We start from the raw sequence: 20,309 nt of genomic DNA, 5'->3' as shown, positions 1-20,309 counted from the left end.
CCTTGTCCCTCAACGACTTCGACCGCTACCCGCTGCTGTTCGGCCCGTCGCCGGTGCACCGCCTGGAGCGCCTGACCAAGCACCTGGGCGGCGCGGAGATCTGGGCCAAGCGCGAGGACTGCAACTCCGGCATCGCCTACGGCGGCAACAAGACCCGCAAGCTGGAGTACCTCGTCGCCGATGCCCTGGCGCAGGGCTGCGACACCCTCGTATCGATCGGCGGCGTGCAGTCCAACCACACGCGCCAAGTCGCGGCGGTCGCGGCCCGGGCGGGGCTCAAGTGCGTGCTGATCCAGGAAAGCTGGGTCGACTGGCCGGACGCGGTGTACGACAAGGTCGGCAACATCCTGCTGTCCCGGCTCGCCGGAGCGGACGTGCGGCTGGTGAAGGCCGGGTTCGGCATCGGGTTCAAGGAGAGCTGGGAGCAGGCGATCGCGGAGATCGAGGCGGCGGGCGGCAAGCCCTACGCGATCCCCGCCGGCGCCTCGGACCACCGGCTCGGCGGGCTGGGCTTCGCGAACTGGGCGTTCGAGGTGGCGGAGCAGGAGAAGCAGCTCGGGGTCTTCTTCGACACCATCGTGGTGTGCGCGGTCACCGGCAGCACCCAGGCCGGCATGATCGCCGGATTCGCCACGCTGGGCGGGCGGCCGCGGCGGATCCTCGGCATCGACGCCTCGGCCAAGCCGAAGGAGACCTGGGACCAGGTGGCGCGGATCGCACGCGGGACCGCGTCGCTCATCGGCCTGGACCGGGAACTCACCCACGACGAGATCCTGCTCGACGAGCGCTACCACGCGGGCACCTACGGCATCCCGGACGAGTCCACCATGGACGCGATGCGGCTGGCCGCACGGACCGAAGGCATGGTCACCGACCCGGTGTACGAGGGCAAGTCCATGGCGGCCCTCATCGACCTCATCGCCCGAGGCGAGATCGCCAAGGACGCCAAGGTGCTCTACGCCCACCTGGGCGGGCAGCCGGCGCTGAACGGCTACAGCGCCCTGTTCGGGTAGGCGGCACCGGCAAGCGGCCGGTGAGGTCCATCCGGCTGCGAAGTACGCGAAGTACACGAAGTACACGACCGGCTGAGACACCGTGGTCCGGACCCGACCGAGCCGGAGCCGGACCCGGGTCAGGACCGTCGGTCAGGGCTGGTCGAGCAGTCGGCCAGGTCGATGCCGACGCTCGCCGTTGGTCACGAGGACGTCGGCGTGCGGCGGCAGGCGGTCGAACGGTACGAAACTCTCGACGCGCGCGTTGGCCGGGACCTCGATCGTGACGGCCTGCGGATCGCGGCCGCCCAGCGCGGCGACCACCCCGGGGCCCCCGGCGAGCAGCTGCTGCACCAGCGCGCCCCGACGTTGACCACAGGCCATGCGAACCGCACGGCCATGCGCCGACCGTACCCACGCGCCGGTGATCCTCCATGGCGGCCTTCCACATGGCGCAGCCTCAACCGGTATGCGACTCCCCCATTGCCTCCTGCGATCGCCCCCCATCAGTATCTTGCGCACCTCGCCCTGCGACGACCGGGCCGCAACAGAAAGAAGTCGGACGCAGCTCAAGGGCACCGGCGAAGGTACGCGAAGCCGGGCGAACTCGAAAGAACAGGAGATCCGTATGACCACGAACCCCTCCAAGACATCGGAAGCGGAGGTGAGCGGCGGCGGTGAAACCTGGCTTGCCCGCCTGGCGTTGCGATTCACCCACTTCTCCGAGAAGTGGCTGCCCGACGCTCTCGGCTTCGTCCTGATCGGCACCTTCGTGGTCCTCGCCCTGGGACTCGTCTCAGGGGAAAGCCTGCTCGGCACGCCGAGCGACCCGGAAGCGACCAGCGGCTTCGGCCTCGTGGACGCATGGGGCAAAGGATTCTGGTCACTCATAGAGTTCACCCTCCAGATGGCGATCATCGTCATCGCCGGCTACGCGGTCGCGGTCTCGCCACCGGTCGCCCGCCTCATCGCCTGGCTCGCCGCCCTGCCCCGGACTCCGCGCGGCGCCATCACGTTCACCGCCGCCGTCGCCATGACCACCGCCTACGTGAACTGGGCCTTCAGCCTCGTCTTCACCGCCATCCTCGCCAAGGAGATCGCCCGCCGACTGCCCGGAGTCGACTACCGCGCCATCGGAGCCATGGCCTTCCTCGGGCTCGGCACCGTGTGGGCCCAGGGCCTGTCGGGATCGGCCGCGCTACAGGTGGCCAGCGCGGTCTCCAGCCCCGCCGCCGTGCAGAAGATCATCGCCGAGGAGCGGGGCAGCGGGGTCATTCCCCTGACCGACACCATCTTCCTCTGGCAGGGCATCGTGGCCACGGTGGTCGTCTTCGCGGTGGCGGTCACCATGGCGTGGTTCCTGGCCCCGTCTCCGGAGCGTGCGATGACCGCGGAGCGCCTCGGCATCGATCTCGGTCCCCCGCTCCGCACGAAGAGCCCGAGCTCCCGACGCAGCCGCCCCGGCGAATGGGTCGAGTTCAGCCCGACCCTCACGATCGCGCTCTTCGTTCTGGGCGTGTGGTATCTCGCCCGCCACTTCGCCCACGCCGAGGGCAATCCGCTCAACGCGCTCGATCTGAACACCGTCAACCTGATCCTCATCCTGCTGGCCCTCATCCTGCACTGGCGGCCCGTACACCTCGCCCGCGCCTTCAGGGAGGGAACACCGGCCGCCTCGGGCGTGTTGCTCCAATTCCCCTTGTACGGCGGCATCTTCGGAATGATCGCTTTCACCGGACTGCACCAGACCATCGCAGACTGGCTGGTGTCGGTGTCGAACGAGCACCTCTACCCGGCCCTCATCGGTATCTACAGCTGTGTGCTCGGGGTGTTCGTACCCAGCGGCGGTGGCAAGTGGGTGATCGAGGCACCCTACGTCCTCGGGGCGGCCAACGAACTCCACGTGAACCAGGGATGGATGGTCGTGGTGTACGACCTCGGCGAGGCCAGCGCCAATCTGCTCCAGCCCTTCTGGATGCTCCCCACCCTCGCGATCCTCGGCCTGAAGGCGCGCGACATCATGGGATACACCTTCGCCATGTTCCTCGCGTTGTTTCCCACGGTGCTCGTCCTCGTGACGCTGCTCGCTCAGACCCTGGCCTTCCCCTGACGGATCGAAGGGTCGTCAGCGCTCGTAGCGGCTGGGGAAGGGGAAGTAGTTCTCCAGGAAGGTGTGGAGTTCGGCGGCGACGCGATCCTGTTCGGCCTCGGGTGTGTTGACATCGTTCAGGCAGAAGGGGCGCGGAGATACTCCGGGGGGTGGCCGACTTCTGGGTCAGCCGGGTCACGGGACGCGCTGCGCTTCGCGGTACGGGCCGCCAAGATCCTCGGCCAGCCCGCGGACCCCCAATGGTCGCGCGTGGCGGACAGCCTTCGGATCCCGTTCGACAAGAAGACCGGAACACACCCGGAGTACGACGGCTACGCGGGCAAGAAGGCCAAGCAGGCAGATGTGGTGCTGATGCGCTACCCGTGGGAGAACCCGCAGTCGGCGGACGTCACCCGTGCCGACATGGCTTACTACGTCCCACGCACCGATCCGGACGGTCCCAGCATGACCGACAGCGTGCATTCGATCATCTCCAGCGAGCTGGGCGACCCGGGCTGCGCGGCGATGACCTACACCAAGCGGAGCGCCGATCCCTTCATCCGGGCCCCGTACCGCGGACTGGGGCGACGAACGTCCCAAGAAGTACACCGTCGAGCTGTCACGGGACGGCCACCGCTGGACACCGGCCGCCACCGTCGAAGGCGGGCAGCGGCAGCGGCACCGAGCCGGGGCTATGAAGAGCCGAACCCGCGTTCATCGGCCGCTGCGCGGCCAGGCCGAACACCTCGGCCTGGTCACGCAGCGGAGCATGGTCGGCGGACACGAGTCGCCGGCGACGGCAATGGGGGCGACTGCTCCGGCCAGGCGGAATGGTTGGGGTCAGTGGTTGGCTGTGAGCTCGCCGCTGAGTTTGCCGTGGAGGTGGGCACTGGGGTCGTTCAGGCCGGTGATCTCGACGGTTTTGCCGCGCTGGGCGTACTTGGTCTCGATGGCGTCGAGGGTGGCGACGGAGGAGGCGTCCCAGATGTGGGCGGCGGACAGGTCGATGACGACCTTGTCGGGGTCGGTGGCGTAGTTGAACTGGCCGACGAGGTCGTTGGAGGAGGCGAAGAACAGCTCGCCGGTGACCCGGTAGACGACGGTGGTGTGGTCGGGGTCCGTGACGGCGGTGACCTCGGCGAAGTGGGCGACGCGCTTGGCGAAGACGACGATGGCGGTGATCGAGCCGACGACGACGCCGATGGCGAGGTTGTGGGTAGCCACGACGACCGCGACGGTGATCACCATGACGGCGATCTCCCCGGCGGGCATCCGCTTGAGGGTCTTGGGGGCGATGGAGTGCCAGTCGAAGGTGGTGAACGACACCATGACCATGACGGCGACCAAGGCGGCCATGGGGATGTCGGAGACGACCGGTCCGAAGGCGATGCACAGCACCATCAGGAACGCCCCCGCCAGGAACGTCGACAGACGGGTGCGGGCGCCGGAGACCTTCACGTTGATCATCGTCTGGCCGATCATGGCGCAGCCGCCCATGCCGCCGAAGAGGCCGGTGACGATGTTGGCGATGCCCTGGCCGATGGATTCACGGGTCTTGTTGGAGTGGGTGTCGGTGATGTCATCGACGAGCTTGGCGGTCATCAGCGACTCCATCAGACCGACCAGGGCCATGGCCATGGCGTAGGGCGCGATGGTAGTCAGGGTGTCCAGGGTGAAGGGCACATCGGGCAGGCCGGGGACCGGCAGGGAGGAGGGCAGGTCGCCCTTGTCGCCGACGGTGGGGACCGCGATCCCGGCCGCGACCGTGATGACGCTGAGGATCGCGATCGACACCAGCGGGGCCGGGATCACGGTGGTGACCTTCGGGAAGAACACCATCAGCGCCAGGCCGCCGATGAGCAGCGGGTAGACGGCCCAGGGCACATCGGTCATCTCGGGGACCTGGGCCATGAAGACCAGGATGGCGAGGGCGTTGACGAAGCCGACCATGACCGAGCGGGGGATGAACCGCATCAGCTTCGCCACGCCCAGCGCGCCGAGCGCGATCTGGACGGCACCGGCGAGGATCACCGTGGCGATCAGGTAACCCAGTCCGTGCTCACGGTTCATCGGGGCGATCACCAGCGCCACGGCGCCGGTCGCGGCGGAGATCATCGCCCGGCGCCCGCCGACCAGCGAGATGGTGACGGCCATGGTGAAGGCGGCGAACAGGCCGATGGCCGGGTCGACCCCGGCGATGATCGAGAACGAGATCGCCTCGGGAATCAGCGCGAGCCCGACCACCAGGCCGGCCAGGACCTCGGTACGCCAGACCTTCGGATCGGTCAGCCAATCGGGCTTCAGACCGCGAAGGCGCGCGGCCGGGGACAGAGCGGAACCAGACAAAGGGAGTAGGAACCTCAAGCTCGGGCGCGCCCTCTTCAGCAAGGCCGGGGGCGTGCGGAAACGGTGCGGGGGAAACGTGGCGCGATGGTCCGGCGGGACTCACATCCGGGTACGAGGCGTCACGGTGAGCAGGCCGCTGCGGCGGGCGTCATGGGCTCGCGCACGCGGTTCTCCTGCAAGAATCGGATCTTCGCCGGGGGCGCCATCGGCCCCGACACGGCAACGGCGGGGCGGCGGCAGGCCGCCCGCGCCGCCAGCAACTCTACCCTAACGTTAGGGTAGAGATCGGGAGGGGTCGCGACCGGATGCGGCCCGCGGAGTTGAGAAGGGCCAGAGGATCACGGGCGTGGACGGCAAGCACATGCAGATCGGTGAGGTAGCCGCGCGGACCGAGTTGTCCCTGCGCACCATCCGGCACTACGAGGAGACCGGTCTCGTGGTCCCCTCCGCCCGCTCCCAGGGCGGCTTCCGCCTCTACACCGAGGCCGACGTCGCCCGCCTGATGGTCATCCGGCGCATGAAGCCGCTCGGTTTCACACTGGATCAGATGCGCGACCTGCTGGAGGCCACCGACCGCCTCGACTCCGGTGCGCAGTTGCCGCCCGGTGAGCGGGAGGACCTGCTGGAGCGGGTGAACGGTTTCCACGAGGCCGCACAGCAACGAGTGGCGGACCTGCGGACCCAGCTGGCGCGGGCGGAGGATTTCGCCGCCACGCTGAGCGAGCGCCTCACCTCTGCACAGGATTCCCGGTGACGAGGCGTGCGCGGTCGGCGGCTGCGGCAGGTCGGCCAGCCTGACCGACCATCGTTCATGGCTCTGCCGCTCCAGCCGTTCCAGCGCCGCGTGCATCAGCTTCGCCTTGGAGTCGAAGTAGTACTGCACGAGGTTCAGCGACATGCCCGCCTCCGCCGCGACCCCGCGCCCCACAGCACTCCTGACGGCGTTGCCGCCCTGGCGTTGGCGGTGGGGTGTGTCCCGACTGGCTTCCCGGCTCCGCGCCGAGCAGCCGGGAAGTGGCCGGACGCTGACGCGACTGGCTGCTTCGGTGCTGGCCAACCTTCGGCACAGCGGCGCGTTGACGCCCTCCGAACTGGCCGCCATCGAAGGCATGCAGGTGCAGTCCCTGACCCGGGTGCTCAACGAGCTGGAGGAACAGGACCGTATCCGCCGCTCGCGCAGCGAGGTGGACGCGCGGCGCCAGAACATCGCGATCACGGACGCGGGGCGGGATGCGCTGAAAGAGCACGTCCGAGACGGCAATAGATGGCTGGCGGAGGCACTGGGGCAGACGCTGTCGCCTGCCGAGCGCGGCGTGTTGCAGATCGCCGCCGGACTGCTGGAGCAGGTGGCCGCGGCCGAAGTCGCCACTGAACCGCGAAACAGGCCGGCACACGCATCCACGGACGCGGAGGGGGCGGCTCCCCCGCTATGACCGTTCACCGCACCGAGAACGCGAACCGGCCCCGTCACGCCTCTCCTGTCGCGTCCGGGCAACGGGCGCGGCTGCTCCTGGTATTGGCCGGGCTGAGCGCGGCCAGTCCGCTGGCGACCGACATGTACGTTCCCGGACTCCCGGACCTGGCACGTTCACTGGGGGCCGACGCCTCGGGCGCGCAAATGTCCCTGACCGGCTTCCTGGCGGGCATCATCGCCGGACAGCTCGTCCTGGGGCCGCTCAGTGACGCGGTGGGGCGCCGCCCGGTCCTCGTTTCGGGGACTGGGCTGTTCGTCCTCTTCTCCGTCGTGTGTGCACTGGCCCCGACCTTGCCCGTACTGAACGCGGCGCGGGTCGGGCAGGGCTTCTCGGGAGCGGCCGGGATCGTCATCGCCCGTGCGGTGGTCACCGATCTGTTCGACGACGGTGAACTCGCCACGGTCTTCTCCCGGTTAGGAGCGATCGGCGCAGCGGCCCCGGTCCTGGCCCCGCTGGCGGGCGGGGCCCTGCTGCTGGTGGTGTCCTGGCGTTACGTCTTCGCAGCCCTCGCCCTGATCGGCCTGCTCCTCGTCCTGGGCGTACTGCGCTGGGTCCCGGAATCCCATCCCCCACAAGCGCGCCTGACCGGAGGACTGGCCGCCAGCCTTCGCACCATCGGACAGGTCGCCGCCCAGCGCGCCGTCATCGCCCCGGTGCTGACCCTGGCCTTCGGCGGGGCAGCGGTATTCGCCTATATCGCCGGGGCCACCTTCGTCTTCCAGGACATCTACCACCTCGCCCCGGCCCTTGGCAGCCTCGTCTACGGTGTCAACGCCATCGGCAACATGGCGGGCAGCGTGGCCTACGGACGGTTGGCCACACGCTGGTCCGCCGAAACCCTCCTCATCGCCAGCGCCGTGCTGGCGATGGCAGGCCCAGCGGCCCTGCTGCTCGTCCAAGTGACCGTCGGCAGCACCATGTCCATGACGTGGCTGTGTCTCCTGCTCTCCCTCACCGCGTTCGGGGTCTTCTTCCCCACCGTGGTCACCATCGCCCAACGCCGCGGGCGCACAGCACCCGGAGCCACCTCCGCCCTCCTGGGCGGCGGCCAGTTCCTCCTCGGCGCGGCCGTATCCCCACTGGTCGGGCTGTTCGGCACCCACAGCCCCGCACCGATGGCAGCCATCATGGCAGCCTGCCTCGCCCTGGCCACCCTCGCGGCCACTGCCACCCGGCTGACCCACCGATCCTGGCCGCCTTCTCACAATGGCTGACACAATGAGCGCCCTCGTCTCCGCACGTTGTCAGAGGCTGCTGAGGAGTGCCAGGCGCTCGGCGCTGGTGGAGCCCTGGTCGGCGTAGTAGAAGACGATCAGCTGGCGGGCCTGCGGGCGCACCATCTTCTCGTAGTGCAGGTCGAGTTCGCCGACGAGCGGGTGGTTCAGCCGGGTGAGGCCGGTGTCGCGGCGGCGGACCTCGCGGCGGGTCCACAGGGTGCTGAACCGCTCGCTGGCGACGGTGAGTTCGCCGATGGTCTCCAGTAGCTCCGAGTCGGCCTCGTCGACGTCGATCACGGCGCGCAGTCCGGAGACGGCCTTGGCGGTCATGTCGTCCCACTGCGGGTAGAGGCCGCGCATCTCGGGTTCGAGGAAGGCAGCCCGTAGCGGGTTGTGGCCCACGGCGAAGAACGGGCACAGGAGCACGGCCAGCCGGTTCGCGGCGACGACGCGTCCGCTGGGCCCCTGGGCGTAGGCGGGGGTCTGCGGCCAGCTGTCCAGCAGTGGTTGGAGGTCGCCCTGGTTCGTACGGGCGCGGCTGCGCGGCCTGCGGGCGGGCGGGGCGGGGTGGGCGAGGCGGTGCAGGTAGGCGACGGCGTCCTCGTCGAGCTGGAGGGCACCGGCCAGGGCGGCGAGGATCTGGTCGGAGGGGTTGAGGTTGCGGCCCTGTTCCAGGCGCAGGTAGTACTCGGGGCTGATGCTGGCGAGCTGGGCGACCTCCTCGCGCCGCAGTCCGGGGACGCGGCGCCGCTCACCGGCGGGCAGCCCGACCTGTTGGGGGCTGATCTGCCCGCGCCGGGCCCGCAGGAACTCGCCCAGGGTGTCGGCCGTCTCATGCGCCATGCTCTTGACGCTAACCGCTCAGCAGCCCGAGGCGGACCAGGCTCTCCGCGGTGGCCACGACGGCGTCCTCGTTGGAACGCGGAGCCCAGTCCAGCTCCTTGCGGGCCTTCGCGTTGGAGGCGCGGCGCACCACGCCCAGCTGCGGCACCGTCTCACGCAGCGCCGGGTTGACCGTGGCCAGCAGGCGCAGCAGCCAGGCGGGGGCCGAACCGGTGGGGGCCTTGGCGGCGGCCTCGCCCAGCCGTGTGCGCAACGCCAGGGCGATGTGGTGGAAGGAGATCGGCTCGCCCGCGAGCGCCAGGTACCGCTGTCCGGCCGCCTGAGGCGCCGTCATGGCACGTAGATGAAGGTCGGCCGCGTCCCGGACGTCTACCGTGTTGGTCCAGATCGGCGGCGCGGCCCGCATCCCGCCGGTCAGCATCGCGTGGATGATACGGATCGACGCGGAGTAGTCCGGTCCGAGGACCGGCCCGAAGATTCCCACGGGGTTGACGACCGTCAGCTCCAGCCCGCCGCCCTCGCTCTCGACGAAGGCCCAGGCGGCCCGTTCGGCCACCGCCTTGGACTTGACGTACGCGGACACCCCCGGCCCGTCGGTCTGCGTCCAGTCGTCCTCGCTGAACGTCCGTCCGGTCCGCCCGTGACCGTAACCCACCGCGGCGAAGGAGGAGGTCAGCACGGTGCGACGGACGCCCGCGCCCCGGGCGGCGCGCAGGACCCGCAGGGCCCCGTCACGGGCCGGGACGATCACCTCGTCCTCGTTCTTCGGCCGCGCTCCGGGAAACGGCGAGGCCACGTGCAGGACGTAGTCGGCTCCCGCCACGGCCCGGTCCCAGCCGCGGTCAGAGGTCAGATCCGCCTCCACATAGGAGACGGCGTCCGCGTGCGGAGATCCGGCCGCGATGAGCATCCGCTCGACGTCGGTCCGCCGGGTCAGGGAGCGCACGGTGGTGGTGACGGTATGCCCGGCGGTCAGGAGCTGCGCGATCGTGTGGGAACCCAGAAACCCGGTTCCGCCCGTGACGAGTACATGTGCCATGCCTTCATAGTCGGCAGCTGGATCGTCGCGTTCCAGATCTCGCCGATACCAGTACTCCGAGGGACAGGCTCAGCGCAGCCCCCAGCCCGACGCCTGTCCCCTCCCTCGAGGTTCGGTCGCATCGGACAATGAGCCGAGCTGTCGGTGGGTGATCAGGCAGCAGGCGAGTTTGAGGAACGCTCCGTGGATGTGGGCCCTGCGTTCCCACCGAATCGCCCGCTACCTCACCTCAGATCGCGAGACCGCCAGGAACCAACCCTGCGACAAGGAATGAAGCGATGACATTGCATTCCGATCTGGCCGAGTTGCTGGCGGGGGCCGGCATCCTCGACGTGGACGTCGACGATGCCGTCGCGGACGAGCACGTCCGATCGTCCGCGTACCAACGCGTCGTCTCGGCGACCGCTTCCTCGCGGAGCCGCGACCGAGACCGCGCGATGGTGGCCACGATCCTGCGGGACCCCATCGAGATCGTGTCCAAGACGGCGGTGGTCGCCCTCGTGGACAGGATCGCGATGAAGGTGACCGGTCCCGCTGAGTTCCGGCAGTGGTCGGCCGAACTACTGCCAGAGATCGACCAGCTCAAGGCGGAAGGGAACCGCGAGTTCATTCGCCGCCGCATCCACGACTGGCTGTTCTACCTGTCCATCGAGGACGGCCACGTGCCGACACCGGCCGAGTTGGCGAAAATCACGGACTGGATGCAGCGCATACTCGCCGAGGAGTCGACGTCACCGGCGGTACTCACCGTGCTCGCCGAGTCAGGCAGCAGGAAGAAGACACGAAACATCGCGAAGAACCGAGCCGGAAACCGCAGCCTGAGAACGAAATGAGTCGGTAGTGGCAATGGGCAGGCGCAGCGAGGCCCAGCCGGACCAGGTTCTGACATCGGTCATAGCCCGGTCAACCGCTATGTGCCGCATCGCGGAATTGCTTGGGTGAGGAGCCGACCACGCGACGGAACGCGGTGCTGAAGGCGCTCTCGGATTCATAGCCGGTCGCGAATGCGAGCTCGGAGATCGATCGAGTGCTGCGGCGCAGGGCATCACGGGCCAGGCTCATTCGACACTCGATCAAGTACTCCAGCGGTGCGGCACCGATGCCGTCGTCGTTGAGCGCTGCGAGCCAGCCGGCGGGCCGGGCGGCCTGGTCGGCGTGGGCGCGCGGCATGTGGACGAACAGGATCTGTGCGAGGTGGTCCAGGACCAGGGAACTGCCGGCGGCGACGCTCTCGATTTTTCGGCCTCGGGCCCGATGCGCACAGCACCGTTCGCAGCGCTGTCCCACAATGACTTCGCGGCGCGCGGTGTCGCGGCGAGTTCGCTGGCCAGCACGTAGGGCGGAGGGTTGCCCAGCAAGTAGAAGTCGCCCTCGCTGAGGAGCACGGGTTGGTACCCCTCGAGGGCCAGCCAGCATTCGCCACGCACGACGACGCCGAGTTTCACGTGCGGGAACGGCTCGAAACGCACCGCCCACCGTCCCGCAGCGTGGAGACGGGGTTCGACCACAGTGCGGGGCCGCAGGAGGCCGACGGCATCAGCGATCGGATCGCTGGAGCCGAGCCCCGAACCCCTCTTTCCCGCAGCGGACAACCGCAACACACCACTGAGGAGAACGGCACAGGCAAGATCGGTACCAACCTTGCGAGGATGGCGACCGCCGCGGGACACCGCGTGGTTCTGAGCAACTCCCGGAGTCCGGAAGCCCTGGCCGATCTGATCGCCGAACTGGCGGGCAAGGTGGTCATCGACACGAGCAACTACTTCCCCGAACGGGACGGCGCAGCATCGGCTACGGCGTCGTCGACGCCGGGCCCCTCGCGGAGGGATGGCGGTTCGAGTTCGGCCACTGGGACGAGGGCGGTGCGGTCGAACGGGCCGCCGTGTGAGGCGGCGTACGCGACGGCGTCGTTGACGGCATCGAGGCCGAACGACCGGACGTGTTCGGGGGCGAGGTCCAGCGCGCCCGAGGCGATGAGCCGGATGATGCCGACGTTCGCCGTACGCGGGTACATCCACTGGCCGCGCACCGTGACCGAGTTGCGCATGATCCATGGGTACGGGAGCGCGAGGTCATCGCCACCGAGCATGGCGACGCCGCCCATGAGGACGACACGTCCGTACTCGCGCACGGCCATGGCCGCCACACGCGCCGCGGAGCTGGGTGCGCTCGGCGGGAGCAGATCGATCACCATGTCGATCGGGCCGTCGCCCGCCGCGGACATCGCCGCTCGGTCGACGGCCTCGTCCCCGGTCAGCGGCACCGGGCGCACACGCGGACCGAACCGGTCGGCGAGAAGGTCGAGCGCTGCCCGGTTGCGGCCCGGCGCGACCACGCGGCCCGCCCCCATCGCGAGCGCGACCGCGACCGCGCTGCTGCCGAGGTTGCCGGTGGCCCCGCTGACGAGCAGCGTCTCACCAGCCGCGAGCCCGCCTGCCAGCAGCCCGCCGTAAGCGATGGTGTGCACAGTGAGTGCGGCCCAGCGGGCCGGGTCGTCCCCCGCGGCGGCCGGCAGCGGGAAGACGTTCTCCGTCGGGACCCGCATGAGTTCGGCGAACGAGCCGTCGTGCAGGTGCCGGGCCAGCCGCGCGCCGCCCTCGCCGCGGGAGCTCCAGCCCTGAAGCGTGATGTCGGGCGTCAGGGCGTCGTCCCGCGAGCGCACCGTGGAGTCGCACCACACCAGGTCCCCGGCGCTCAGCCGGGTGGCGTCCGGACCGACGTGGACGATCCGTCCCACGCCGCCGACCCCGGGCACGACGGGAGGGACCAGGGGGTAGTTCCGTTCGCCGCTGAAGACCTCGACGGCGTACGGAGGGACGCAGGCGGCCAGTACCTCGACCACCACCTCGCCGCCGCCGGCCTCGGGGTCGGGTATCTCCCGCACCGTGAGCGGGGCGCCGAACCGCGTCAGTACTGCTGCTCGCATGCGATGACTCCATGTTCGTCCGGGTCCTTCGGCATCGACACTAGGAGTCCGGTGGCCATGCGGGAAGCGACGATCAAGCATCTGTGGTATGCGTATGCCGCATGGACATCTCCAGTACGGGCCTGCGGGTCCTGCAGCAGATCGCGGAATCCGGCAGCTTCACCGCGGCAGCCGCCAGGCTCGGCTACACGCAGTCGGCGGTCTCACGACAGGCCGTCTCCCTCGAACGGAGCGCGGGCACCACCCTGTTCGACCGCCGCCCCGACGGGGTGCGGCTCACCCCCGCGGGTCTGACCCTGCTGCGCCACGCCCGTACCATCCTGGACTGCCTCGCGGCGGCCGAGTCCGACCTCACCGGCACCGTCCCACGGACCGAAGTGGTGCGGCTCGGACTGTTCCTGAGCGCGGGCGCCATCATCCTGCCCGCCGCGCTCACCCGCCTCACGGCAACCGACCCGCAGATCACGGTCACGACGACCGAGGGCACCACGCCCACCCTGATCCGGGCGCTGCGGGCGGGCTCGATCGACCTCGCCGTGCTGACGTCCCGCCCGCCCCACCGGCCCTTGGACAGCGAGTCGCCGCGCCTGCACGTCGAGACCGCCGTGGACACCGAACTGGTCCTGGCGACGCCTTCGACCGGGAAGTTCGCCGGCCGCACCACGGTGCATGTCGACGAACTGGTCGACGCCGCGTGGATCGCCACCCCGTCGTCGAACTCCGAGCCACTCCTCGGCGTCTGGCCCGGCCTGCCCGGACGGCCGCACATCGTCCACCGCGCACGCGACTGGCTGACGAAACTCCAGCTGGTCGCCAGCGGCTTCGGGGTGACGACGGTGCCGTCCGGGCTCTCGCCTGTGCTACCGCCCGGGGTGAGCCTGGTACACGTCGAAGGCGCGCCTCCTGAGGTCCGCCGTGTCCTCGTGGCACGCCTCCCCGGCCGCCCCACCCCTGCGATCACGGCCGTCACCCGAGCGATCACCTCGACCGTCTGACACGTGCCGCCGGGGCGGTCGGCAGACCCCTCCCCTTGAACTCATTCGGCCTCAACTGATCCCGCTGCGGTACTGCGGGACGCCCCGACGCCGAGCCGCGCGGCGTGCGTCGACGGCCTCGCCCTGACCTGCCAAGTACGGATACCCAGGGACGCAGGGGCCCGAGCTGAGTATCCGCACGGATTCGTACCGTCGAGGGGCCTGCCTACGGTGACGTTCATGACTGCACCCGAGTCCGCCTCCGCGCCCAGCCGAAGAGGGCGCCGGATCACCGTACTTTTGGTCGCACCAGTGGTGGCACTGTTCGGCGGCGCCTGGTACGTGATGTACGGCTTGCCCGAGTGGTACGACGAAGTGCCGCCGCCGGAAATGTTGCGGCGCATGGCGGCCCACAACCAGGAGGCCTACCGCGTGCTGGATCTCGGGCCCGTCCTGAAGCCGCGGTCCGGGCCCGGGCACCCCACCGAACACCGATCGAGCAACTCCGCGTCGACGGGCGAGTGTTACCCCGACGGCCTGGAAGCGATGGAGGACAAGCCGCTTGACGGTGTCTACGACATCCTGCACGGCTGGACCATCGTCAGGAAAGACGGCTCCGGCGTGCGGGCCGCCTTCGGCCGCCTGAAGCGCCATCTCGCGGCAGATGGCTGGGAAGTCGACTGGGGCGAATCAATCGACAAGCAGGATTCGACGTGATAGCCGACAAGGACGGCTACCGGCTGTCGATCCGCTGGGAGGCAGATGTGAAGGAGATCACCGGCCTTGGCACCAGCCCCTGCGCCCGCTTCCCCGACCGATCGCAAGAGCGCGCCTACCGCCCCACCGACTACTTCGGGACCCCGGAACGGCAACTGACACCGCCTGACCTCGTGCCCAACCGGCGGCGCTGAGAAGCGGCATCCTCGCCCCGTCGGGATCGAGGGAACGGGGGCGGCGCGGAAGCCGTCCAGGCTGATCGGGCCAGCCGGTGGTGGTGACGCGGCCGGTCCGGGTGCGAATCGCTCCCGGACCGGCCCCATGGCGTTTCGGGGTATGGCCTACTTCCAGCACGCCTCGATGGCGATGTTGTTGGCCACCCCCAGGCCCTCCAGGCGACCCTGGCAATCCAGGCGCTCGCCGTACGTCGGCGGAGGCGGCTCAAGGACCCCACAGGCGCCCTGGACTCCCGGACCCACGACGTAACCGTAGGAAGCGACGACCTGCTCGCACTCCGGCGCGCCCGCCGTGTGCGACGGCGCCGCCATGGCCGACGAAGACGCCCCCAGCGTCGCTATCGCGGCAGCGGCCACCACGACTATGGAAATCCGTCGATAAGGCGATGCACGCATGCATTCCCCCCGTTCGTATTGCCGATGTGACCAGAGAAGTCTTACGTGGCCGTCTTGCCCCGGGAAAGGGGGTACCTGATGCGTTTTCAGGGCCGATTGATAGCCCACAGGTTATGAATACGCTGGCCGCCTCCGCCACCCGCGGAAACGGCCTCCGACCTGCGAAAGCGCAGGTCGGGACGACAGAGGGGTGCCGTTGACGGCCCAGGCGATCAGCTTGGGGCGGGAGGTGGCGTCGTTGGCACCCTCACTGGCCCGATATCACGTTCGTGCGTGCCCGACGGCCTCCTGACGCTCCTCGCGGGCTGCCCGTGGTGGGCGGGGGCATCCGATCAGCACGGCCAGGTGCACCGCGAGCATCACCGCAGCGGTCACGGCGGCGCTGTGCCACAGCAACGCGTCCATCCGGCCCGCCGAGAGGTACGCGCCCGCAGCCACCGCCACCAGGGCGCACACCGCGCGGTCGATGATGCTCTCCACCGACAGCAGGGTGGCGCGCGGAGCGCCCGGTGGCACCGCGTCGTTCACCAGTTTGCGCTGGATCGGATACGCGAAGCCGGTGACCGCCGAGAACAGGCAGAGCAGCGCCACCGCCGCCATCGGCCCGCCGAGGGTGATCCCGGCCAGGGACACCGCCATCGCCAGGCTCAGGACGGACACCAGCGTCAGCGGTTTCAGCTTGCGGCCCAGCCACTGCGGCCGGGCCGCGCCCACGGCCTCGGCCACCGTCACCGCCGCCAGCACACTGCCGTGCGAGGGCTCCGGGATGCCCTGGTCGATCAGGATCGGCTGGAACAGGTTCACCTGGCAGATCCGGGAGAGCGTGAAGACTGCCACGCCCTGCACCATCACCAGGGCCAGCCACGGGGAGCCGCGCAGCCCGCGCAGCGCCCGCCCGGCCTCCCGCCACACCCCCGACCGGCGTGTCCCCGACTCCGCGCCGGCCAGCCGGGGCAGGGCCATGGCACAGGCCAGTGACGCCCCGGCGCTGACCGCGCTGAGGAGGTACGGGGTGGGCCGGGACAGCGCCATCAGGGGGCCCACCAGGGGCCAGCACATCACCTTCGCGGCCAGCCCGAGCGCCCGCGCGTTGCCCTCGGCGCGCAGATAGTGGTCGTCCGCGCCCTCCGCGTGCAGTGCGTCGTAGAGGTAGGCGCTGGCCGCCCCGGAGGTGAGGGAGCGGCCCGCGGCGATGGCGAGGAAGTGCACCAGGAAGCCGGTGTAGTCGGGGGAAAGAACCGGGACCAGGTTCGCCGCGGTCATCACCACGGCGCCCGCGCGCAGACAGTTGCGGGCGCCGATCCGGTCGGCCACCAGGCCCGTCGGGATCTCGAACAGGCAGAACGCGATGTAGTAGAGGGACTGGATGCCGAAGATCTGCGCGTCCGAGAGCCCGGCCTGCCGCTGGTAGGCGTAGAAGACCGGCATCCACCACAGCAGGTTGAACAGCAGCTGGAAACCGTTGTTGAGGGCGATGACCCGGCGTGCCCCGGCGGTGAGCGGGGTCCGTCCCTCCGCCGGGGAGCGGCGGAGGAACGGCACACGGCCCTTCACAGCGCGTACGGGCGGAGCTGGACCAGCTTGAAACCGCCCTCTTCGGTCATCAGCCACTCGATGTCCAGCGGGTCGTCCGGATCATCCGGATCGTCCGCGAAGTGCGACTGGAGCAGCCGCCCGGTGAGCGCGAGATCCGCCAGCCGCGCCCGGGCCGGGGACGGCAGATCCTCAACCGAAGAGCCGAGGTCCACGGTGCGGCCCCCGCCCTCCACGGTGTTGTAGAGGTACTGCAACGGCAGCGCGGTGCCGTCGACGACGCTCTCGGGCGAACCGGGCGTGCAGTTGATGTAGACGTTGCGGAAGTCCTCGCGCCGCGTGGGGTTGCGGGTGACCAGCACCCCGCCGAGTTCGGCCGGGGTGTACTCCTGCACGATCACGCCCATGTAGGTGTCGTCCAGGGAGATGCCCGCCTCGTGACGGAGCCGGACACTGCGCGGCGACACCAGCGAGGCCCACACCTGCCGGACGGCGTCGAGGAGTTCGTCCGTGCCGTGCACCGTGGTGATGGAGTCGTAGACCCCGGCGGCGGAAAAGCCGGGCAGGTCCTCGGCGTTGGAGGAGGACCGCACCACCAGCCGCTTGCGGCCGACCCGGTCCGCGAACGGGCCGGTGATCCGCGCGGCCACATCCTCCGGCACCGGGGTGCCGCGCACCAGCTGCTGGAGGCTCAGGCACAGCGGGTCCAGCACATCGGTGGCTCCCAGCTCCAGCGCCATCTTCAGCTTGCCGATGCCCTGTTGCAGAGCGGGCGAGGAGATCAGGAAGCGGTGCTGGAGGGCGAACGGCAGCGCCACGCCGTCGGGCGCGGTGACGGTGGCCGCCACGAACTCCGAGGCCGCCTGGCGCAGCGCCTCGGGATCGGCGGACGCGGCCAGCCGGGAGGCGAGATGGCCGTACAGATCCTTCCGGGGCGGCCGGGCGCGGCCGTAGAAAGCGGTGAGATCGGCGGTGCGGCTGTCCAGCACATGGTGGAGTTCACCGAGATTGGCGGCCTTGGTGCCGTAGCGGTCCCGGTCCTCGCGGCGCAGCCGGCGCAGTTCCAGGACGGGGATGTCCTCCAGCAGCGGCGGCTCCAGCCGGATCCGCTGCTGGTGCCACGCGGGTTCGTCCAGCTCCGGGACCTCGTGCAGCCGGACCAGGCTCACCTCGTCGTCCTGGACCCGGTAGCACACCCACGCCCCGTCCAGCTCCTCCGACTCCACCAGCCGGGCCATGTCGCGCACGATGGCGTTCGGGATGCCCCAGCCGGAGGCCAGCACATTGGTGTGGGACAGCGGGGTGATGGGGGCGGCGTTGATGAATCCGGCCACCCGTGGCACATCGTCGGGCAGACAGTCCATGGCCACGATGTCCGACCAGCCGAGGTCCGCGGCGTGCGCGCGGTACTCCTCGAGCGAGGCGAACCAGCGCAGCCGGCCGGTGGCCTCCCCGGTGTTCAGCGGGGTGCGGGGGCGGCTGACGAACAGCTCGTGGCTGAGGATGCGCGGCAGCGTTACGTCGCTCACGGGGGCGAGCGCCGCCTCCTGGCCGTGGTTGGCGGGTTTCAGCAGCAACGGCAGCCGCCCGTCCACCCGCTCCCGGACGAAATCGTAGAACTCCTGGAGCAAGGGGCCGTCCATGGTGTCGGCCTCGGTGGTCTCCAGCACCAGGAACGGCCGGTCCCGGCCCTCGGTGTCCTCGTCGGCGTGCAGCGACAGCACACCGAGCAGGAAGCGGCGGCCGGGGTCGGTGTACACCGAGGCATTGAACACGTCGAGTCGGGCGTCGAGTTCGTCCAGGCCCATCCCGAGGATGCGGGTGGCCACATAGTTGACGTGGAAGGGGTGGACGGCGGTGTCCAGCAGATGCCAGGTGTGCTCGGTGCGGTCGACCACCACCTTCAGATACGGGTGTCCGGCAAGCACTCCGGACAGCGACCGGAACAGCGGCAGCGACAGGTTCTCGCCGACCACGGTGGCATCGGTGCCGGGCGCGGTGGCCGGGCTCGGAAACACGCTGATTCCGGTCATCACGGCCTCCCGGTGGCCGGGACGGGCGGCAGGGCGGTGGGCAGCGCGTCGTTGAGCCTTTCGAAGTCACGTATCACCGTGACCGGATCGTCGGCCACCAGCAGACACAGCGCTGCCATGGTGTTCGCGCCCGCCGCCGGGTCGTAGACCGGCACCGGGGTGCCGTCCGGCAGCGAGTGCTCGGCCACCTTCGTCAGCCGTGCCCCGGTGGAGATCAGTCCGGAGCGCTGGACGGCGTCGAAGTCCCACAGCCGCCGGTCCGGCCACGGCGCGCCGGAGCCGTCCACGGCCAGCACCACCAGCGAGCCGGCCGCGCCCTTGGCGTCCGCTGCGCCCAGCACCGAACCGGGCCCCGGAGCGGGCCAGTCGACCTCGCGGCCGAGCAGCCGGTCGATGAGCATGCCGATGACGTCCACCCCGAAGACCTCCTCGATCTGGGGGACGGTCATCGCGCCGCCGAACCTGGCAGCGGTCTCGATGACCCACATCCGTCCGTCGGCGCCCAGCTTGATCTCGGTGTGGGTGCCGCAGGTGCGCAGGCCGAGCGCGTCCACGGCGGCCGTCGCCAGCTCCACCACCTTGTGCTGGGCGTCCTCGGGGAGCAGGGCTGGGGTGATCCCGGCGCGCTCGGTGAACGGCTCGACGGTGGGCATCCGCCCGCTCAGGCACACCGGGTGATGGACGCCCTCGGCCACGACGCCCTCGACGCTGACGTAGTCGCCCCAGCCCGGCTCCTCGAACCAGTCCCCGGCCGTGCCCGTCACGATCTCCTCGACGAGGAAGTCGGCGTCCGCCCCGGCCACATGGAGCTCGGCGTAGCCCTGGCGGGCGGACTCCTCCATCACCTCACGGGCCCGGGCCCAGGCGGGCGCGATGTCCTCCGGGCCGCGCAGGATCTGATGGGCGGTGGACCCGGCGCTCCAGGCCGCCTTCATCAGCATCGGGTACGGCAACTCGGCCGCGGCCTCGTGCAGATCGCGCTCGGTGGCCACGGAGCGGAACCGTGGCTGGGACACCCCGTGCGCATCCCAGGTGCGGCGCATCATCCGCTTGTCCCGGGCCAGCACGCAGTGCGCACCGGCCCCGGCGAGACCCAGCCGCTCGCAGGCGTCGGCCACCGCCACCACGGCGTACTCGGACGGGGTGAACACCGCGTCGGCACCGACGGCCTGTGCCTGAGCCGTGATGAGCGCGACGAGGTCCTGGGACGCGGTGTCCACGGGGGCGACCACCGAGGCGCACAGCCGGGTGACCACCTCGTGGGCGGAGGGCGGAAGGGGACTGAGCTCGAGCAGATGCACTTCGGCCTTCGCGGCGACCCGGGACAGCGCGTATTCCAGCGGCGGCCCACCCTTGGCGTAGACAAACAGCACCTTACTCACAGATAACGACTCCTCGGTTCAGAGTTTCCCGACGACTCAGCGAAAACCGGCGGGCCGGCACATCCGCCGCGATCCGGGCCCGTCAAGCGAACCAGTCGGGCATGACGCCTA

The 20,309-nt window shown here is 70.0% G+C and carries 20 protein-coding genes and 1 pseudogene; 9 read left to right on the top strand and 12 right to left on the bottom strand.

Annotation, left to right across the window (positions count from 1 at the left end):
* Positions 1–2 precede the first annotated feature (2 nt).
* Positions 3–1,013 carry a 1-aminocyclopropane-1-carboxylate deaminase gene (locus SSOG_RS37895; protein WP_009719598.1) on the top strand — a complete coding sequence of 337 codons (1,011 nt, stop codon included), beginning with the start codon at positions 3–5 and terminating at the stop codon, positions 1,011–1,013.
* 132 nt (positions 1,014–1,145) lie between these two features.
* Here the strand turns inward: SSOG_RS37895 and SSOG_RS55105 are convergent, their stop codons facing one another.
* Positions 1,146–1,346: a hypothetical protein gene (locus SSOG_RS55105; protein ID WP_039939660.1), complete on the bottom strand. Its 201-nt coding sequence runs from the start codon at positions 1,344–1,346 to the stop codon at positions 1,146–1,148.
* A 274-nt stretch (positions 1,347–1,620) separates the two neighbouring features.
* On the opposite strand from SSOG_RS55105, the gene SSOG_RS37885 reads away from it, so the two are divergent.
* The gene (locus tag SSOG_RS37885) at positions 1,621–3,102 is read left to right on the top strand and encodes a short-chain fatty acid transporter (protein WP_050800083.1); all 1,482 of its coding nucleotides are present in this window, start codon (positions 1,621–1,623) and stop codon (positions 3,100–3,102) included.
* 15 nt (positions 3,103–3,117) lie between these two features.
* Here SSOG_RS37885 and SSOG_RS49635 read toward each other — a convergent pair whose 3' ends face one another.
* The 3 genes from SSOG_RS49635 to SSOG_RS37880 all read right to left on the bottom strand — a co-directional run bounded on the left by SSOG_RS49635 (position 3,118) and on the right by SSOG_RS37880 (position 5,427).
* Positions 3,118–3,222, bottom strand: a complete 105-nt coding sequence (locus SSOG_RS49635; RefSeq protein ID WP_078510662.1) for a hypothetical protein — start codon at positions 3,220–3,222, stop codon at positions 3,118–3,120.
* 478 nt (positions 3,223–3,700) lie between these two features.
* Positions 3,701–3,865, bottom strand: a complete 165-nt coding sequence (locus tag SSOG_RS52750) for a hypothetical protein (RefSeq protein ID WP_154686026.1) — start codon at positions 3,863–3,865, stop codon at positions 3,701–3,703.
* Positions 3,866–3,921: 56 nt separating this feature from the next.
* Positions 3,922–5,427 (bottom strand): SulP family inorganic anion transporter, encoded by a 1,506-nt coding sequence (locus SSOG_RS37880; protein ID WP_039939658.1) that lies wholly within the window; start codon positions 5,425–5,427, stop codon positions 3,922–3,924.
* 361 nt (positions 5,428–5,788) lie between these two features.
* Here SSOG_RS37880 and SSOG_RS37875 point away from each other — a divergent pair, with 361 nt between their 5' ends.
* From SSOG_RS37875 to SSOG_RS37865, 3 genes are all read left to right on the top strand, one after another.
* On the top strand, positions 5,789–6,181 hold the full coding sequence (locus SSOG_RS37875; protein ID WP_039942368.1) for a MerR family transcriptional regulator: 393 nt from the start codon (positions 5,789–5,791) through the stop codon (positions 6,179–6,181).
* 142 nt (positions 6,182–6,323) lie between these two features.
* Positions 6,324–6,860, top strand: coding sequence for a MarR family winged helix-turn-helix transcriptional regulator (locus SSOG_RS37870; RefSeq protein ID WP_009719592.1), 537 nt, complete (start codon positions 6,324–6,326; stop codon positions 6,858–6,860).
* Positions 6,857–8,116, top strand: a complete 1,260-nt coding sequence (locus tag SSOG_RS37865) for a Bcr/CflA family efflux MFS transporter (RefSeq protein WP_009719591.1) — start codon at positions 6,857–6,859, stop codon at positions 8,114–8,116. Before SSOG_RS37870 ends, SSOG_RS37865 begins: the two co-directional genes overlap by 4 nt.
* Before the next feature lie 30 nt (positions 8,117–8,146).
* On the opposite strand, the gene SSOG_RS37860 is transcribed toward SSOG_RS37865, so the two are convergent.
* Positions 8,147–8,962 carry a helix-turn-helix transcriptional regulator gene (locus SSOG_RS37860; protein ID WP_009719590.1) on the bottom strand — a complete coding sequence of 272 codons (816 nt, stop codon included), beginning with the start codon at positions 8,960–8,962 and terminating at the stop codon, positions 8,147–8,149.
* A gap of 10 nt (positions 8,963–8,972) precedes the next feature.
* A complete protein-coding gene (locus tag SSOG_RS37855) occupies positions 8,973–10,001 on the bottom strand; it encodes an SDR family oxidoreductase (protein ID WP_009719589.1) in 1,029 nt (342 codons plus the stop codon).
* Between the two features lie 278 nt (positions 10,002–10,279).
* Here SSOG_RS37855 and SSOG_RS37850 point away from each other — a divergent pair, with 278 nt between their 5' ends.
* Positions 10,280–10,834, top strand: coding sequence for a hypothetical protein (locus SSOG_RS37850; protein WP_009719588.1), 555 nt, complete (start codon positions 10,280–10,282; stop codon positions 10,832–10,834).
* A gap of 70 nt (positions 10,835–10,904) precedes the next feature.
* Here SSOG_RS37850 and SSOG_RS56775 read toward each other — a convergent pair whose 3' ends face one another.
* From SSOG_RS56775 to SSOG_RS55095, 3 genes and pseudogenes are all read right to left on the bottom strand, one after another.
* Positions 10,905–11,288: a helix-turn-helix transcriptional regulator gene (locus SSOG_RS56775; RefSeq protein ID WP_050800082.1), complete on the bottom strand. Its 384-nt coding sequence runs from the start codon at positions 11,286–11,288 to the stop codon at positions 10,905–10,907.
* A 59-nt stretch (positions 11,289–11,347) separates the two neighbouring features.
* Positions 11,348–11,509 (bottom strand): annotated as a pseudogene (locus SSOG_RS56770) (cupin domain-containing protein); the annotation flags it as partial.
* Between the two features lie 251 nt (positions 11,510–11,760).
* Complete coding sequence (locus tag SSOG_RS55095; RefSeq protein ID WP_009719585.1) at positions 11,761–12,927, bottom strand: alcohol dehydrogenase catalytic domain-containing protein; 1,167 nt, start codon at positions 12,925–12,927, stop codon at positions 11,761–11,763.
* A gap of 101 nt (positions 12,928–13,028) precedes the next feature.
* Here SSOG_RS55095 and SSOG_RS37835 point away from each other — a divergent pair, with 101 nt between their 5' ends.
* The 3 genes from SSOG_RS37835 (at position 13,029) to SSOG_RS37825 (ending at position 14,812) form a co-directional block, all read left to right on the top strand.
* Entirely contained in the window at positions 13,029–13,922 is an 894-nt protein-coding gene (locus tag SSOG_RS37835; RefSeq protein WP_009719584.1) for a LysR family transcriptional regulator, read from the top strand.
* 219 nt (positions 13,923–14,141) lie between these two features.
* Entirely contained in the window at positions 14,142–14,618 is a 477-nt protein-coding gene (locus SSOG_RS37830) for a hypothetical protein (RefSeq protein WP_154686025.1), read from the top strand.
* Complete coding sequence (locus SSOG_RS37825; protein ID WP_009719582.1) at positions 14,615–14,812, top strand: hypothetical protein; 198 nt, start codon at positions 14,615–14,617, stop codon at positions 14,810–14,812. Before SSOG_RS37830 ends, SSOG_RS37825 begins: the two co-directional genes overlap by 4 nt.
* A 699-nt stretch (positions 14,813–15,511) precedes the next feature.
* Here SSOG_RS37825 and SSOG_RS37815 read toward each other — a convergent pair.
* From SSOG_RS37815 to SSOG_RS37805, 3 genes are read right to left on the bottom strand one after another with little or no spacing between them, the layout of a single operon-like run.
* Positions 15,512–16,804 carry an MFS transporter gene (locus SSOG_RS37815; RefSeq protein ID WP_425385442.1) on the bottom strand — a complete coding sequence of 431 codons (1,293 nt, stop codon included), beginning with the start codon at positions 16,802–16,804 and terminating at the stop codon, positions 15,512–15,514.
* Positions 16,801–18,816, bottom strand: a complete 2,016-nt coding sequence (locus tag SSOG_RS37810) for a PEP/pyruvate-binding domain-containing protein (RefSeq protein ID WP_039939654.1) — start codon at positions 18,814–18,816, stop codon at positions 16,801–16,803. Before SSOG_RS37810 ends, SSOG_RS37815 begins: the two co-directional genes overlap by 4 nt.
* Positions 18,816–20,198, bottom strand: coding sequence for an ATP-grasp domain-containing protein (locus tag SSOG_RS37805; RefSeq protein WP_009719578.1), 1,383 nt, complete (start codon positions 20,196–20,198; stop codon positions 18,816–18,818). The genes SSOG_RS37810 and SSOG_RS37805 overlap by 1 nt, the downstream gene beginning before the upstream one ends.
* Positions 20,199–20,309 lie beyond the last annotated feature (111 nt).

It is taken from the genome of Streptomyces himastatinicus ATCC 53653 (genome assembly GCF_000158915.1).
In the GTDB taxonomy this organism is placed as follows: Bacteria; Actinomycetota; Actinomycetes; order Streptomycetales; family Streptomycetaceae; genus Streptomyces; species Streptomyces himastatinicus.
Note: the sequence above shows the minus strand (reverse complement) of the source record. Positions and strands in the feature narration are given on the sequence as shown.